The sequence below is a fragment of the Alteromonas sp. AO-Serp genome (genome assembly GCF_017849675.1).
In the GTDB taxonomy this organism is placed as follows: domain Bacteria; phylum Pseudomonadota; class Gammaproteobacteria; order Enterobacterales; family Alteromonadaceae; genus Alteromonas; species Alteromonas macleodii.
Genome location: NZ_JAFLMX010000115.1, coordinates 20,031 through 35,730, shown reverse-complemented (window position 1 = coordinate 35,730; position 15,700 = coordinate 20,031). Strand labels below are relative to the sequence as shown.

Sequence of the window (15,700 nt, the reverse complement as noted above, 5' to 3'; positions counted from 1 at the left end):
TTGCGAATCTATGCGCCAAAAACAATATAATCAATGTAGGCCCACCAGCATCTGCAATAGAAGCGATGGCGACTAAGTCTGCCGCCAAACACATTATGGAAAAAGCAGGTGTTCCTTTGGTTCCAGGCTATCACGGCGACGATCAAAGTGAAGCGGTATTGAAAGGCGCTGCCGATGATATGGGCTACCCAGTCCTATTAAAAGCCGCTGCTGGCGGTGGCGGTAAAGGCATGCGCCAAGTTTGGAGTGAAAAAGAGTTCTCTCAAGCATTAAACGCAGCCAAACGTGAATCTATGGCGAGCTTTGGTGACGACCACATGCTGGTTGAAAAGTACCTGACGCGCCCTCGTCATGTTGAAATTCAAGTTTTCTGTGACACCCATGGCAACGGCATATACCTTTTTGAACGTGATTGTTCAGTTCAACGCCGACACCAAAAGATTATTGAAGAAGCCCCTGCCCCCAATATGTCTCAGTCAGTGAGAGAAAAAATGGGTGAAGCGGCGATACTCGCGGCGAAAGCCATTAACTACGTAGGTGCGGGAACGGTTGAGTTTTTACTTGATGAAGACGATTCATTTTACTTCATGGAAATGAATACACGCTTGCAAGTAGAGCATCCTGTGACAGAAATGATCACCCGTGAGGACTTGGTTCACTGGCAATTAACTATTGCCGAAGGAAAGCCCCTTCCCAAACAACAAAATGAACTCACCTTAACAGGACACGCATTCGAAGCGCGCATTTATGCTGAAGATCCAAACAACGAGTTTTTGCCTTCTACCGGCACGCTGTGCCTTTTACGTACGCCAAAAGAAAACGACGTAGTTCGCGTTGATACAGGTGTTGTTGAAGGTGATGAGGTAAGCGTTTTTTACGACCCTATGATTGCCAAGCTTGTGGTTTGGGGAGAGAACCGTGAAATAGCGCTCAAGCGCTTAATTAGTGCACTGGGTGACTACTACATCGACGGTGTAAGCACAAACATCGACTTCTTAAAGAGTGTCGCTACTCACCCTGCGTTCGTTGCCGCTGAGCTTACAACTAAGTTTGTGGAGAAACACCATGATTCGTTGTTTAGCGCGACAAGTAATGATGCAGCTAGCGATGACACCCAAGTAAACATTCCTGTGATGGCATTGCTTTCACTTTTAAATAGAAAAGTTTCTAGAAGCGATAAAACCCCATCTGTGTGGTCAACCGCCGGTGCGTGGCGCGCTAATGCAAATCATACAGAAACTCTCACCTTGCTTTGCAACCAAGAAGAAGTGCATGTTGGGGTCAAACACCAGCGTCACGGAACTGAAGATGCTTGGGAGCTATCTGTTGGAGACAATTCCTATAACGTTAAAGGCAAGCTGGTAGATAGTGCTTTGCATGCAACAATTAATGGGTACAAATCAACATTTACGTATTCAGATAATGATGGCGTGTTTACACTCTTCAACAAAGACACCCATGCTAAGTTCAGCCTAATCTCAGCATCTCTTGGTGATGATAACGATGATAATGGCGACGCTAATTTCAGTGCCCCGATGAACGGAACCATAGTGGCGCATTTGGTCGAAAAGGGTGTGTTGGTCAAAAAAGGCGAGCCTATACTAGTTATGGAAGCGATGAAAATGGAGCACAGCATCATTGCCCCGCACGATGGTGCAGTGGAAGAGTTCTTTTTCAATCCCGGTGAACTAGTTGACGGTGGCGCAACACTGTTGGCGTTCTCCACTAAAGAAGCTGCCGAGGTTTGATGTGATGTTTCCTAAAGAAGTGAGTATTGTTGAAGTAGGTCCTCGAGATGGCCTTCAGAATGAAAAGCAGGCCTTAAGCGCCGAACAAAAGATTGAACTTATTCAACTTCTTTCTAAAACTGGCCTTAACCGTATCGAAGCAGGAAGCTTTGTATCGCCCAAATGGGTGCCCCAAATGGCGAACTCGGATGCGGTTTTTAAGGCGCTTAGCCCCGAAGACAAGATTCATTATTCTGCATTGACACCCAACCTTAAAGGCTTGGAAGCAGCCATTGAAGCGGGTGCGAAAGAGGTTGCAGTATTCGGTGCTGCCTCTGAGTCCTTTTCACTAAAGAACATTAACTGCTCTATAAGCGAGAGCTTAAAGCGTTTCGAGGCTGTGTTTGACCTGGCAAGCGAAAACAAAATCAAAGTGAGGGGCTACGTTTCGTGCGTAATGGGGTGTCCTTATGAAGGTAAAATTTCACCTAGTGCCGTTACACAGGTGAGTAAGGAACTTATTGACATGGGGTGTTACGAAGTATCCCTTGGCGATACTATCGGCGTAGGTACACCAATGTCTACAAAACTGCTATTAGATGACGTCTTAAATGAGGTTGATGTCAGCAAAGTTGCCGCCCATTTCCATGATACTTATGGACAAGCGCTAGTGAATTTATACACTGCCCTTGGATATGGCATCTCTTCCATTGATTCAGCTGTTGCAGGACTTGGAGGCTGCCCGTATGCCAAAGGTGCAAGTGGGAATGTTGCAACTGAAGACGTCCTATATATGTTAAACGGTATGGGTATATCAACAGGTATAGACATGACGAAGTTGTTAAAAGCGTCTTCTTACATTTCAGAACTTTTAGGCCGCTCTCCCGTGTCGAAAGCAGCTAATGCGCTTCTAGCGAAATAAAAAACTGATGGGGGATGCGGTAATACGCTCCCTCTAAGAAAGACACCCACCCTAATTGTGAAGTTTCACTTGAAATCACCGTTTATGTAATGGGTGTCTTTATAAGTTTGTAGGCACAAACTCAAAAATACATTCTTTCACGCTCAGCAAGTTAGCTTTGCAATGGATGTCTCTCCAAATATTCATTACTTTTCATCGAAAAGTCTTACGTTGGGTGTCTCTTCTAAAACAAAACAAGTCCATCGGTCAGGTCACAACTGAATATTCACAATGCTAAGGTCACACAATGACTAATTACCTTGCATTTATCTAACATGGCGCAAAGCAGAAAATCCCTCATTAGTTTAAAAGATACACCCTACTATCATTGTATATCTCGCTGCGTGCGCCGTAGCTACTTATGCGGGTACGACCGAAACAATAGAATTAGTTACGAGCATCGAAAATCGTGGGTAGAACAACGGCTGTTATTTTTGAGCCGGGTATTCGCGATAGATATTTGTGCATACGCTGTTATGAGCAACCATGTCCATATCGTTTTATGCGTGAATAAAGAGGCAGCGCTCTCATGGTCATTACAAACTGTGTTACATCAATGGCATAAAATGCACAAAGGAACAGTACTCACTCAAAAGTTTATGAAGGGCGAAATCTTGAGCGAAAGTGAGTATGAGACAGTTAAAAGTACTGCTGATGTGTATAGAAAAAGGCTCTACGACATAAGCTGGTTTATGAGAAATTTAAACGAGTATATTGCGAGAAAAGCAAACGAAGAGGACGATTGTACTGGCAGATTTTGGGAAGGTCGCTTCCGTTCACAAGCATTGCTAACAGAAAAAGCCCTACTGTCATGTATGGCATATGTTGACTTAAACCCTATACGCGCAAAGGTCGCAACGGGCTTACAAGACTCATATCACACAAGCATTAATAAAAGATTGAACACGAGTATTTCACAAAACAAGACAATAAAAGGGTTAATGCCATTAAAGAGCCACCAACGATGTAGAAACACTCGCGGCTTAGATTTAACATTGAATGACTATTGCGATCTTCTTAACCAGTCAATCGAACTGTTGCGCGACACCGATTCGACGGCCGCTCAAACGAGACCCATTCAACATGTAAAACCTCTTGGTGTATGCCAACATCATTGGCATCACATTATCAGTGATTTCGAAAACGTGTTTTCAGTCGCGGCAGGAGATTGTTCATCTCTGCGGAAGTTCCAAGCTAATACTAAAAGAAAACGAATGGCCAAAATATCTTCGGCAGCGATATGCTTTGATTAAACCATTTTACTTCTCGTCAGGTAAGATAACAGTAGTGATAATTGCCAGTAACAGCATACCAGCCATAATATAAACTACTGAAAAGGTTAAAACAGGGGTTAATGCAGCGTAAAGTGCACCGAATGCTAATAAAATCATACCTATAGCCGTGTTTGAGAAGCCTACCAGCTCTGTTCTTTCATGGCCTTCTTTAACATCTAAACTATATGTCTTCCGTCCGGTTCTTACGCCAGCATGGGATACCGATAACAAGAAAAACAACAGTGCAGAGGTTACAATCGTCGTCGTTTGCAATGTAAGCAAACCAATGCATGAAATTATTGCGAGTAACCCTGAAATTTGAAGTGTTAACTTTGCGCTTTTGTCTGCAATCTTTCCCCAAATTATTGATGATAAAAGAGCAGCAGTTGCTTCGGCTCCTATATAAATAGGAAGCAGCTCTTTTACATCTCCATTTTTTTCTATCATAAAATAAGGCGCAACCAAGGCTGAGTGAACGAAAAGCCCTCTTACCAAAATGAATTTGTAAACCGTGGCGTCGAAGTCAATACTAAACGCTTTTTCCTCTTTACTACCCACATCTACCGTCGTTTTAACAGGCCATACACATATAAGGGTCAAAACAAATGATAAAAGACTCCCGCACAAGACTATCAGCAGCACGTTCGAAGAAAGAGAGCCGTCGTAAATTGTCAAAGGTATAGCGATAACAAGGGTGACCATGCCTGAAACGGTAGATGCAATTCCGATTAGGTTACCCCGCTCTCCTTTCTTAGCTACGTCAGCCTCCATATCTTTCACGGTAAGAGAACAGGCAGAGCGACCCAGGCTCAAGAAGACAAGGGAAATAAGTATCAAGGTACCCGCCAAGCCCCCTGAAAATGAAATGACCGCGAGCAGCATACAGAAAACTGAAAGCGTTTGTGTGAGCATACCGACACGCCAAACCAAGTGCCGCTGAGTATGTTTTCGAAGATAAATGCTAATAAGTACTTGAGGCAGAAGCGCGCCCGACTCTCTAATTGGAACCAGCCAGCCTATCATCCAAACTGGTGCGCCAATGCTAATAAGAAGTGCGGTCAAGGTTGTTTTAGCAGAGATCAGAAGGTCGGCTAGTTTATTAAGCGAAAGGCCTGTAATAAGTAAATTTTTTTGTTTCATGGAAGGTAAGCATGCACCGCAATTCGATTGAACATATACGGTGCACTTATTCAGTCAGATCAGAAAGTTGTATGCCCTACCCAGCGTTTTCGGCGAGTATTTTGAGATTTTCTAGACCCATTTCGAAATCAGGACCAATCATGCTGTCCATCATCAAAGCAAAATATTTGTTTATTGGGTTATTATCTACCGAACCTTCATCTCTCCAGGTTACAAGAGAACCATTTTCTGTAGGCTCAATTTCTACGACGCCCGATGAACCCATGTCAAAATCGGGAAAATATAATCGGTACATCACACGTCTGTTATGCTCTAGTTGCGTAATCTCCATTTCTCCATTTCCCTCGGTTTCACTTAACCACTCGGAACGCATCCCAATAGCTCTATCAGGCCCTGAATAATCAAGTTTCATATCAGGATCACGCTTGAACCATACGCCCCATTTCTTCCACTCTTTCAAATCAACGACATAGGGATATATTTCTGATGGCTGAGCATCAATATTAATTGTTCTTTCAACGCTGTAATCTTTAGGAATAAAAAAGCTTGTTGCGACAAATAATACTATAACAACACCTACGACCATTAAGAGTTTTTTTAACGCTCCCATCTGAGACTCCATAAAAGAATTGACCCTTCAAATATAACATTTAATTAACATTTGTCACTTAAAGATCTTTCTTGCTCATTTTACTGTTAGATAGACACCCATCCCGTCATGTTTAACGCAGTTGAAAGCAAATTTATACACAAAATAACTATTATGAGCCTTCTCTTTCGCGTTACCGAGAAAGGACACTCAGCAATAAAACCTTGTGATGCATGAAGTAACCACTTCGTTTATCGAGCAAAGTGTAGACTAACTTTCTACAGTTTAAAAATGGGTGTCTACACAGTGACTTGCTTTAATCGAGGGTCTTTTCTGGATGCGCATGATGAAATTGAATTGTGTGTCTCGCTAACTTTTTATCGTCAAATTTACTAAGTAACTAACTCATAGTAGCGATGGGTGTCATGCTAATACTTTAATCCAAGAATCCTATTCCAGCTTAAGAATAAGAGATAAGGGTGGGTGTCTTTGTAAGAGCAACGGTTGAATGCCATTGGATGAGATTAAGGGAATTAGGGTGGGTGTCTCTGTAAGGGCGAGAGCCCCCCAACCTACAATTTTTTAAAAACATTTACCATTTCATCACAAAGCATGAAAATCGCGCTGTCATTCTAAATTATCTTGTGTAATATGGATTTAGGTTATCAAGAAAGCCTGTTCAATCAGGCCTATCATGCATAGCGCAGTCAATCGCAACACTTCGTTTTCTTTTTATATTTCTATCGATACACAGTTGTCGCTTTATTACAGGAGTTTATAGGAAATGGCAGATCAAAGTTCTCGTTACATCAGTAACCTTACTCGCGATACATATGCGCTCATCCTCGCGGGTGGTAAAGGTTCTAGACTACACGAGCTCACTAATTGGCGAGCCAAACCGGCACTTTATTTCGGCGGTAAATTTAGAATTATCGATTTCCCGCTATCAAATTGTGTTAATTCAGGTATCCGTCGAATAGGCGTGGTTACCCAATACAAGTCGCATTCTCTTATTCGTCACTTGGTTCGCGGTTGGGGTCATTTCAAAAAAGAACTTGGCGAATCTGTAGAAATCCTACCCGCTTCTCAACGTTTCTCCGACAGTTGGTATGAAGGAACCGCAGACGCGGTCTTCCAAAACATAGATATCATTCGTGATGAGCTTCCAAAATATGTCATGATCCTTTCAGGCGACCACATATACCGTATGGACTACGGTGATATGTTGGCCAAGCACAAAGAATCTGGTGCAAAAATGACGGTTTCATGTATGTCAGTGCCCTTGGAAGAAGCCGCGGGTGCGTTTGGCGTTATGTCGGTTGATGAAAACTATCGTATTAACGGATTTGAAGAGAAGCCAGCTAACCCGACTCCACTTCCTAATGACCCAACGCGCTGCTTAGCATCTATGGGCAATTACGTGTTTGATACAGAGTTTTTATTCGAACAATTACGTGTTGATGCTGAAAATATGGGCTCGCAGCGAGACTTCGGTAAAGACATCATTCCATCAATCATCGCCGACCACCCTGTATACGCCTATCCTTTTGAGAAAAGTGGCGGAGACAACGCCTATTGGCGCGACGTAGGTACTATCGATTCATTTTGGGAAGCCAATATGGAAATGGTTGCTCCTGTACCTCAATTGAACCTCTACGATAGAAAATGGCCTATATGGACATACCAAGAGCAACTGCCACCAGCAAAGTTTGTTTGGGAAGACCACGACAGACGTGGTGAAGCGATTAACTCCGTAGTTTCTGGGGGCTGTATAATTTCAGGCTCTACACTTCGTTCATCTATTTGCTTTTCCAACGTACGCGTACATTCCTATGGCCTTATTGAAGACGCCGTAATTCTTCCTGATGTGGAAATTAAACGCCATTGCAAGCTGAAAAAGGTGATTATCGATCGAGGTTGTGTCATTCCTGAAGGTACTACAATTGGTTACGATCACGAGCAAGACAAGGCACGTGGATTCCGCGTATCTGAAAAAGGCGTGGTACTGGTGACGCGAGAAATGTTAGGTCAGCCCGTGGGTGGACTAAGCAAGCCTAGAAAGCACGACTAACTCATTTATCCTAATGTTATGGCGAGATTGATTTTGGCGTTAAAACGCTTAAATCAATCTCCGTAATATTTAATTCGCCTCATTACTCCACTGCGTTAAAGTACGCTCAATAAAGCTCGCTACCTGCTCAGGGTGTTCTAGTGGAAACATATGGCCACCATCGAGCACGCTATGCTCAATAGCATTATGCTTCAGAAGCCGCGAGTACATTTCTGGCTTACACACGTTACTTTTGCTTCCTGTCGCCAATACGGCCGGACACTTAAGCTTTCCTTTATATTTACCCAAATTGTGCGGAACATTGCGAAACAAATCAGCTTCTACTTCTGCACGAAATGTGAGCGAAATATTGTCCCCCTTCAAGGCGGTTACAGATTTTACATAATCGCGCACGCATCGTTTATCCATATCCCTAAACAATGCTTTGCTGTGAAAGTACGCCACCATATCGGTATTGCTTGGCCAACTGGTATTGCGTGTTTGCGCAAGTTTCGCTGGCGTAAGCTTGTTAATCAACGGCGTGTGTTTCGCGAATTTAAAAAAGTAACTTAACGGGCCGACAACAAGTGGCGGATCGAATAAAATGATGCCTCTGAACAGCTCTGGCGCTTCGCAAGCCGCCATGTAGGTAATTACAGCACCAAATGAATGCCCAATACCATACACGCCTCGCGGATCCTTGTTCTCTTTTTTTATATGCTTGATAAGTTCTTGAACTTGATTGCGCCAGTTACCATTCACTGGAAGCTGAGGATCGTGTCCGAAGCGCTCAACATGAAGACGGTGAAAGTGATCAGGTAACGCTGAAAACATCGCATTATAACTACCTGCCGGAAATCCATTTGCATGGGCAAAATGAAAACTCAACTCTGACGATGTCACCAATACACTCCTTTATACTCAAACAACAAAGGGGCTTTAAATCAGCCCCTTAGCATGAAAGTTCGATAATACTATAAGCCTCTGGCTTCTGCCATTTCCCAATCTTTTACAATCTTCGTGCTCGTCCACAAAAACACGGCAATAGAAAGCGCGTAAGGAACTACTAGGTAGATGAGTGCCTGTCTCAATGCCTCCGTCTCGCCTAAAGATGGCACCAATGCTTGGCTAATAATACCCGTCAGCGTTGGGCCACCGCCCAGAGCAATGATGTTCAATACAAAGAAGAACAACGCTGTCGACATGGCTCTTACGTTTATTGGAGCCAGTGTCTGTGCCATCGCAAAACTTGGGCCTAGGTATGAACCACTGGTGAATAACAACAGCGCCATGAGCCCTACTGATAACCACAAATCTTGCACCTGTAACGATGCATAAAATGCCGGCACACCAATAATAAGTGCGATAGCGGGCAATAACGCATAAGCTTTTTTATTGTGCTTACCCCATCTATCAGCAATATAGCCTCCTAGCCATACACCGAGCGCATAGGCGGTGCCATTGATAATGCCAAAAACGATTAGCAACTGTGTAATATCTAAACCCGCAAAGGCGCGAACGTAGTAATCAATTACCCATGTCGATATGGCATAGTTACCGAATGATCCAAAGGAAATACCCAGTGCCATTCCCCACCACGTCGGAATTTTCAATAGCATCTTGAGGGACGACTTTACACTCGGCTTATTCGCATCATCTGCGCTTGGTAAAGAGACCGTTCTGGCAGGTTCCTTGACCGTGAGCTTAAGCAAAATAGCCAGTAACACCCCTGGAATACCCACGCTGTACATTACCGTTCGCCAGTCGGCAGAACCGCCCTGTAAAAAGAACGCTGATGCAAAAAACGCAAGCATGACGCCAAAAGGAATACCTAAAGAGTATATTGCGAGCGCGCCCGCGCGTTTTTCTTTAGGGAATAAGTCAGAAATAATACTGTGGGACGGTGGACTACCACCCGCTTCACCAATGCCGACACCAATACGTGCTATGGCAAGCTGCATGTAATTGGCAGCTAACCCAGATGCAGCGGTAAATCCACTCCAAAGCGTTAGAGAGATCGCAATGATATTAACGCGGCTGTACCTGTCGGCAAGCCATGCAATTGGGATCCCCATCACGGTATAAAGTAGCGCAAAGTAGATGCCTTTAAGCCACCCAAGTTGGGCATCATCTAACCCCAAATCGGCTTTGATAAAAGGAGATAGAATCCCAATGATTTGCCTGTCTATAAAGTTAAAGGCATACACCAAGGTTAATATGAATAGAACGTAATTCCGGTAACTTCTAGATGCTCCTGCTTCTGCAGCGGGAATACCTTCAACGTGAGTATGGGCCATAACAGTCCTTTTGAGTGACAATAGCCCAGTCTATGCATTAGGCAAAAAAATAAACAACTAATTGTTACTTATTTGTTAACATAAAGAAAATTTCTAACTGAGGCTTTTCGTTCTATAGCGCTTAAGGTACGATGACAAACACTTAACTCATCAGACCAGACAAGCAAATATGACAGTAGATGAATTGCTCAATATTCCTCAATTATCTCAAACTTCGGAAAACACATGGAAAGTTGATGGACTAGTTATCCCTAAGACGTGGGGACAGGGACGAACTGCGTTTGGAGGAATTTCTGCCGGTATGCTTTACACCGCAGTAAAGCAGCAAGTCACTGATAACCGTGTGCTGCGCTCTTTTACCACCAACTTTGTCGGTCCCCTATCTCTTGAAGCGCCTTTTTCTATCGAAGTAACGCTACTTAGAACAGGGAAAAATGTCTCTCAGTTCACTGCTCATGCTATTCAAGACGGCAAAAGCTGTGTTTTTTCGCAAGCCTGTTTTGGTGTTGCGCGTCAGTCAGGTATTCAAGTTGAGAATACAGATACACACGACATGCCTCAGCCGAATAAAGCAAAGTTCATCCCGCAAATACCTAAAGTTACGCCTAAATTCTTACGCTATTTTGATTTGGCAATTGAAGATGGCGGCATTCCATTTACGCGCAGAAAAACCAGCCATTATCACGGCTTTATGCGCTTCAAGCAGCCCCCCGAAGCCATCACTGATGCACATATCATTACTATGATCGACGCATGGCCACCTACACTTTTACAAATGATGAAGCTTCCGGCACCAGCCAGTACAGTAAGTTGGAACTTGGAATTTATCCATCCTCACAAGCCGGTAAGCCCGACAGACTGGTTTGCTTATAAAGCTCACACAAGACAAGCTGCAGATGGTTATGGCCATACTGAAGCGACGATTTGGGATAAGGATAATGAAGTGATTGCCATCAGTAGGCAAACCGTAGCGATTTTCGACTGATCGCTACGGCATTTCGAAAAGCACGTTAAAAACGTTACGTTAATACAGCATAAACGCGTTAGGGTTAAACAGGGAAATTACCGAAATACACTGCAGGTTGGTTATATCTAGCGCGTCTTCTAAATCTTCGCGATTAAGCGACAATGCCTCATGCAATTCTGGCTTTAAGTTGTGATAACTCGGGTAGATCTCAGGGTTAACGTTATCGAGTGCCAACACATAGGAGAGTTGTAGAATCTTCTCATCTGTAGAAGCAGACTCCTCCTCTTCTTTGTGGATACTGGCAATTGGCGTATAAATAGAGCTTGGAATATCCCACTTTTCAATTAATCTTGCCGATAATTCCGCATACGTGAACCCTAGCACTCCAAATTGAAGTTCAGCAGGACTTACTCTGGTGTTGAATGCCTGACAACGGGTTGCCGACTCAGGCAAAACCGAAACGGTTACCAGCTCGCCTATGTTGTGAAGCAGCCCCGAAACAAAGAGTCGCTCAGGCTCACGAATATTGCGCATATCGGCAAAGTATTTTGCCAGGAGACCGCACGATACACTTTGCTCCCAAAACTTGTCGAGATCGATACGTTGACCGTCTACATCACTGAATGCTTGGCTTACGCCATAAGCCAGTGCCAAGTCGTAAGTGGAGCGAGTCCCCACTACCTGGATGGCTCTTGTGACGGTGTCTATTTTATTAGGAAAACGATAGAGCGCTGAGTTTGCTACTCTTAGCAATTGCGTTGCCAATGACGGATCGAAAGCAATAATATCGCCGATGTCGTCAATGCTTGAAGCTTCATCATCCATACAAGCTTTAAGTCGAGTTACCGAATCAGGTAAAACAAAGAGGTTTTCCGCTTTCGAAACTAATTCATCTAAATTCATTCGTGCACTCTCTTTCATGCCGCCTTTGTCAATATAGCGTTGAAGGCACCTCCATTCGCCTTGTGTCCATTAAGGTATAGGCACAAAAATGTAGTTGGTCAATAAGTATCAACTAGTAAAAAAGTATGATTTCTTTACTAATCATTAAGTTAACCTGAATCCTTCATAAGCCGTGATACCGCGGGGCTCATTTTCAATTTGAAAATCTTGCTTTACGCTGAACATCAACAATCCACGCAACGCCGCTGATACGCACTACACTCGTGTATTCAGCGCATCTCTGGAAGGCCTGTATTATAGCTTTTTGCCCCTTTTTACATACAAATAATTCTAATACACAGAAAAACTTAGGGTAATTACCTATAAGAATTAGATTTTCTAAGGAACACTTGCTTTTGTAATGACCAATTCAAATTTATGGTAGTATTTGCATACTATTCACTATGCCCTTGATGGCATAATTCTTAAAGCAAAAGTTGTAATCCATCCATGTTAAATGTCGTTGTTATCGGTTATGTGTGGCCTGAGCCAAATTCTTCGGCCGCGGGCCAAAATATGTTAGCTATTATTAAGCGTTGCTTATCTGCCGATTTCAATGTGACATTTCTGACCGCTGCCACCGATAGCGACCATAAAGAAGACCTTACAGCATTAGGCGTTGATGTGCATTCTGTGGCACTGAATTGCAGTTCTTTTAATAGCCAAATAGCGCATATAAAGCCTGACGTTGTTATATTCGACCGCTACATGACAGAAGAGCAATTTTCTTGGCGAGTAAAAGAAGCGTGCCCAGATGCACTTCGAGTTTTAAACACTGAAGATTTGCACAGCCTGCGTCAGGCTAGGCACGAAGCGGTAAAACAGGACAATGATGCTCGCCTTGCTCAGTTAAACAGCGAATTGGCGCAAAGAGAAGTTGCAGCAATACTAAGAAGCGACCTTACATTAGTAATTTCAAAACGAGAAATGGCGCTTTTGACGGAACATTACGGTGTACCTAGAGCGCAGCTCCAATACCACCCTCTTGTTGTAGGAAAAACGCCCCTCGTCACGCTTCCTTTTGAGGAAAGAGCGCACTTTGTTCATATTGGAAACTTTCGCCATGCGCCTAATTGGGACGCGGTCCTGCAACTTAAGCAAAGCATATGGCCTGAGATAAGAAAAGCGCTACCCAAAGCAGAATTGCACATATACGGCGCTTACCCGCCTAAAAAGGCCACCCAACTGCACAATGAAAAACAAGGCTTTTTGGTAAAAGGTTGGGCCGAAAATGTGGAGTCTATAATGTTGAGTGCAAAGGCGCTGATCGCTCCTTTACGATTTGGCGCAGGCATTAAAGGCAAACTAATTGATGCGATGCGCTGCGCTACTCCTAGTATCACCACGTGGATAGGCGCAGAAGGTATCACCTCAACCGGTTCAATCACTGCTAATAGCAATATACAGGAAATCGATGATCCAAAGCAGCTAGCGCAATGGCCTGGTGCGCTTTGTAGCGCGAATACAACTGACGCAGCGGTTATTCAAGACTACGTCAGACAAGCTGTGGCACTTCACAATGATAAGTCTACGTGGGATAGCGCTAGTAACTTAACGGCGACAATACTTAGCTCATTTGAAAGCGAACAGCCAGAAGTGCCGTTAATTGAAAGAATCATTGGTTTAAAACAGTCGCTTAACACGCATAGAAACGGTTTATTTATGCAAAGCTTGTTGTGGCATCAAACACTGACAGCGAGCAAGTACATGAGCCAGTGGATTGAAGCAAAAAACAAATAACGGCAACCACTAGTTTAGCGGCTAGATGCCCTTTAATTTAGCTATTACAGATTTAATCCCGTTTCCACGGGACTGACTTAAGTAGCGTTCCAGCTGACAGCGAGACAAATATCTCTCAAAGTCGAATTCACTGCGCTGCTGCGGGGTTAACTCGTTTGCTTTTTCTAACAATACTGCAAGCACGCCGCGAATCACTTTGCTAGGCGAGTAAGCCATCAAACTGCCTTGTTCGTCAGAAGTGGCGAGCCATACCGGACTTTCACACCCTTCTACTTCTGTTTCAGCCGAACGTTTTTCCGCTGGAAGCGGGACAAGCGATTTACCCGCAAGCATCAGTGTACGAGTAAAATCGTCCCATCCTTTCGCGTTAGCCAAAGATGAAGCCAGAGGAAGCAAAGTTTCGAGAGAACTCATGATCTCTATACCTTGCTTAATTTCCGCTAAGCTCTGAGGCTAAGTCATCTGCAGTCATAACTAGGTTTTCAACATCACTCGTGGTGGGGAACATTACTAGCTCAACGCCATTCTTATCAAGGCCTGGCAACCAAGTTTGCATAAACTCATCGAGCGTAATATTCACGCATTGGCCTTCAATTTCGTTTATATCTACAAACTTTTGAGCTAAATCGTGATGCGGGAATACTGGTAGCTGAACGCTTTCACCACCTTCAAACATCACAAAACCTTCACTACCTTGCACCATCCAAATTTCATTTGCTTTTGCAATATAGCTTACTACAAGCTCTTGTCGGTCTTCTGCACTTAGCTTCATCGCTTGCTCGATAACCGCATCACTCAATTTGTCTGCAACTGTTTCTGGAAACACGTTATTTCACCTATCTCAAATTTTGCGGCAAGTATACCTGCCCCAGTAATAGGCGCAATGCAATAAGCGTTAAAAAAGCCCCCTCGGCTAACACACTTACAAAGACACCCATCCATAGCTCTTCTTCATCATCAAAAACATTATTAAGAAGACACCCAAGTTTACCCCTGAAATTACGGGAATCACTCCCGGTTGTAACTCGATCAGCCATTACATTATTAACATTGACATTTTTCGCCCGTTACGAAGACACCCATGATAAAGTTAGAGCAAATCATTCAACGCTGTGAAAGCTTAAACGCAAAGACCTTTACCTCATGCGCAATCTATTTACTGCTCTTAAGCAAGACACCCATGCCAACCACGCTATCTTGGAAAATACCTTTCCCTTCTCGATGTACCACAAAGATAGTGAGTTTAACCATGAGGCCTATCTTGCCATCCTTAATATCATGAGGGTGTTTCACCAAACAACAGCAGCAACCGTAAAACAGGCTGCACTCCGGACCCCTTCCCTTAGCCGCATTGCCTCAATGCTCAATAGCGAAGTTGTTCTACTAGCGCTTAACAATGACACCCACGCGTTGTCGTCCGCAACACTGTCTGCTCAACAACGTTACAATGACACCCATGCCAAGCTCGAACCTACTACAAGAATAAAAAACAAAGATGAGCCAGTCTTAAACGCCCAGGCTATCGCACAGTTAACTCCTTGCTCCAATTCAACCACCAGCTATGCCATCGCAGCCATCTATGTATGGTTGGGCTCATCAATGGGCGCCAACATTATTGTTAGGCGGTTAGAAGCCATGACGTTAGATATTCCTACCGAGTATTATCAAGCGATGGCAGGATGTGCCAAAGCATGGGTGTCTTTCAAACAAGAAGTAGAAATACTCTTACCCGAGCTCGGCCTAGATAATGAAAGCTTTGTTAAGAACGCGGTGCAAGACGCAAATGCTTGGTTTGAGTTTTTGATTTCACTCGGTAAGCGCACGGCACCAAATGCCACTCCCTACCATGAGGCAAGCGTGTGATTAATGGATGACTAAATTTATGCTAATGACGAGCTTTTATACACAGCGATTTCACCATTAGCTATAAATAAACTTAATCTAGCCAATCGACTGAATGCATTAATATAGTGGCAAAACGTCGTTAAGCGGCCGTGCAGTTTCTGGTAAACT

Annotated in this window: 14 protein-coding genes; 7 read left to right on the top strand and 7 right to left on the bottom strand. The window is 43.7% G+C overall.

Features of this window, described 5'->3' with window-relative positions:
- The 3 genes from QVA83_RS08805 to QVA83_RS08795 all read left to right on the top strand — a co-directional run.
- A partial coding sequence (locus QVA83_RS08805) for an acetyl/propionyl/methylcrotonyl-CoA carboxylase subunit alpha (protein ID WP_287498361.1) occupies nt 1-1,748 on the top strand: 1,748 nt, incomplete at its 5' end.
- A 4-nt stretch (nt 1,749-1,752) separates the two neighbouring features.
- On the top strand, nt 1,753-2,649 hold the full coding sequence (locus QVA83_RS08800; protein WP_081333979.1) for a hydroxymethylglutaryl-CoA lyase: 897 nt from the start codon (nt 1,753-1,755) through the stop codon (nt 2,647-2,649).
- Between the two features lie 314 nt (nt 2,650-2,963).
- Nucleotides 2,964-3,941: a transposase gene (locus QVA83_RS08795; protein WP_319636978.1), complete on the top strand. Its 978-nt coding sequence runs from the start codon at nt 2,964-2,966 to the stop codon at nt 3,939-3,941.
- A 6-nt stretch (nt 3,942-3,947) separates the two neighbouring features.
- On the opposite strand, the gene QVA83_RS08790 is transcribed toward QVA83_RS08795, so the two are convergent.
- Entirely contained in the window at nt 3,948-5,102 is a 1,155-nt protein-coding gene (locus tag QVA83_RS08790) for an MFS transporter (RefSeq protein ID WP_156078240.1), read from the bottom strand.
- A gap of 76 nt (nt 5,103-5,178) precedes the next feature.
- Nucleotides 5,179-5,712: an SRPBCC family protein gene (locus tag QVA83_RS08785; RefSeq protein WP_014976267.1), complete on the bottom strand. Its 534-nt coding sequence runs from the start codon at nt 5,710-5,712 to the stop codon at nt 5,179-5,181.
- Between the two features lie 763 nt (nt 5,713-6,475).
- On the opposite strand from QVA83_RS08785, the gene glgC reads away from it, so the two are divergent.
- Nucleotides 6,476-7,762 carry a glucose-1-phosphate adenylyltransferase gene (glgC, locus tag QVA83_RS08780; protein ID WP_014976266.1) on the top strand — a complete coding sequence of 429 codons (1,287 nt, stop codon included), beginning with the start codon at nt 6,476-6,478 and terminating at the stop codon, nt 7,760-7,762.
- A 69-nt stretch (nt 7,763-7,831) separates the two neighbouring features.
- On the opposite strand, the gene QVA83_RS08775 is transcribed toward glgC, so the two are convergent.
- Both QVA83_RS08775 and QVA83_RS08770 read right to left on the bottom strand, forming a co-directional pair.
- Nucleotides 7,832-8,644, bottom strand: coding sequence for an alpha/beta fold hydrolase (locus QVA83_RS08775; RefSeq protein ID WP_014976265.1), 813 nt, complete (start codon nt 8,642-8,644; stop codon nt 7,832-7,834).
- Between the two features lie 71 nt (nt 8,645-8,715).
- Nucleotides 8,716-10,038, bottom strand: coding sequence for a spinster family MFS transporter (locus tag QVA83_RS08770; RefSeq protein WP_014949150.1), 1,323 nt, complete (start codon nt 10,036-10,038; stop codon nt 8,716-8,718).
- A gap of 169 nt (nt 10,039-10,207) precedes the next feature.
- Here QVA83_RS08770 and QVA83_RS08765 point away from each other — a divergent pair, with 169 nt between their 5' ends.
- A complete protein-coding gene (locus QVA83_RS08765; RefSeq protein ID WP_039229981.1) occupies nt 10,208-11,023 on the top strand; it encodes an acyl-CoA thioesterase in 816 nt (271 codons plus the stop codon).
- 39 nt (nt 11,024-11,062) lie between these two features.
- Here QVA83_RS08765 and QVA83_RS08760 read toward each other — a convergent pair whose 3' ends face one another.
- Complete coding sequence (locus tag QVA83_RS08760; protein ID WP_014976262.1) at nt 11,063-11,908, bottom strand: HDOD domain-containing protein; 846 nt, start codon at nt 11,906-11,908, stop codon at nt 11,063-11,065.
- A gap of 489 nt (nt 11,909-12,397) precedes the next feature.
- Between QVA83_RS08760 and QVA83_RS08755 the strand changes: the two genes are divergently transcribed.
- Nucleotides 12,398-13,687 (top strand): glycosyltransferase, encoded by a 1,290-nt coding sequence (locus tag QVA83_RS08755; RefSeq protein WP_156078239.1) that lies wholly within the window; start codon nt 12,398-12,400, stop codon nt 13,685-13,687.
- 21 nt (nt 13,688-13,708) lie between these two features.
- On the opposite strand, the gene QVA83_RS08750 is transcribed toward QVA83_RS08755, so the two are convergent.
- The gene (locus QVA83_RS08750; RefSeq protein WP_061094802.1) at nt 13,709-14,101 is read right to left on the bottom strand and encodes a SufE family protein; all 393 of its coding nucleotides are present in this window, start codon (nt 14,099-14,101) and stop codon (nt 13,709-13,711) included.
- 16 nt (nt 14,102-14,117) lie between these two features.
- Nucleotides 14,118-14,513, bottom strand: a complete 396-nt coding sequence (locus QVA83_RS08745) for a DUF2750 domain-containing protein (protein ID WP_039227089.1) — start codon at nt 14,511-14,513, stop codon at nt 14,118-14,120.
- 317 nt (nt 14,514-14,830) lie between these two features.
- Here QVA83_RS08745 and QVA83_RS08740 point away from each other — a divergent pair, with 317 nt between their 5' ends.
- A complete protein-coding gene (locus tag QVA83_RS08740) occupies nt 14,831-15,550 on the top strand; it encodes a heme oxygenase-like domain-containing protein (protein ID WP_287498360.1) in 720 nt (239 codons plus the stop codon).
- The last annotated feature ends 150 nt before the right edge of the window (nt 15,551-15,700 follow it).

Coding starts and splice junctions, on each gene's coding strand:
- QVA83_RS08800 (WP_081333979.1), top strand. CDS start 1,753: ATGTTTCCTAAAGAAGTGAGTATTGTTGAAGTAGGTCCTCGAGATGGC.
- QVA83_RS08795 (WP_319636978.1), top strand. CDS start 2,964: ATGGCGCAAAGCAGAAAATCCCTCATTAGTTTAAAAGATACACCCTAC.
- QVA83_RS08790 (WP_156078240.1), bottom strand. CDS start 5,102: ATGAAACAAAAAAATTTACTTATTACAGGCCTTTCGCTTAATAAACTA.
- QVA83_RS08785 (WP_014976267.1), bottom strand. CDS start 5,712: ATGGGAGCGTTAAAAAAACTCTTAATGGTCGTAGGTGTTGTTATAGTA.
- glgC (WP_014976266.1), top strand. CDS start 6,476: ATGGCAGATCAAAGTTCTCGTTACATCAGTAACCTTACTCGCGATACA.
- QVA83_RS08770 (WP_014949150.1), bottom strand. CDS start 10,038: ATGGCCCATACTCACGTTGAAGGTATTCCCGCTGCAGAAGCAGGAGCA.
- QVA83_RS08765 (WP_039229981.1), top strand. CDS start 10,208: ATGACAGTAGATGAATTGCTCAATATTCCTCAATTATCTCAAACTTCG.
- QVA83_RS08760 (WP_014976262.1), bottom strand. CDS start 11,908: ATGAATTTAGATGAATTAGTTTCGAAAGCGGAAAACCTCTTTGTTTTA.
- QVA83_RS08755 (WP_156078239.1), top strand. CDS start 12,398: ATGTTAAATGTCGTTGTTATCGGTTATGTGTGGCCTGAGCCAAATTCT.
- QVA83_RS08750 (WP_061094802.1), bottom strand. CDS start 14,101: ATGAGTTCTCTCGAAACTTTGCTTCCTCTGGCTTCATCTTTGGCTAAC.
- QVA83_RS08740 (WP_287498360.1), top strand. CDS start 14,831: ATGCGCAATCTATTTACTGCTCTTAAGCAAGACACCCATGCCAACCAC.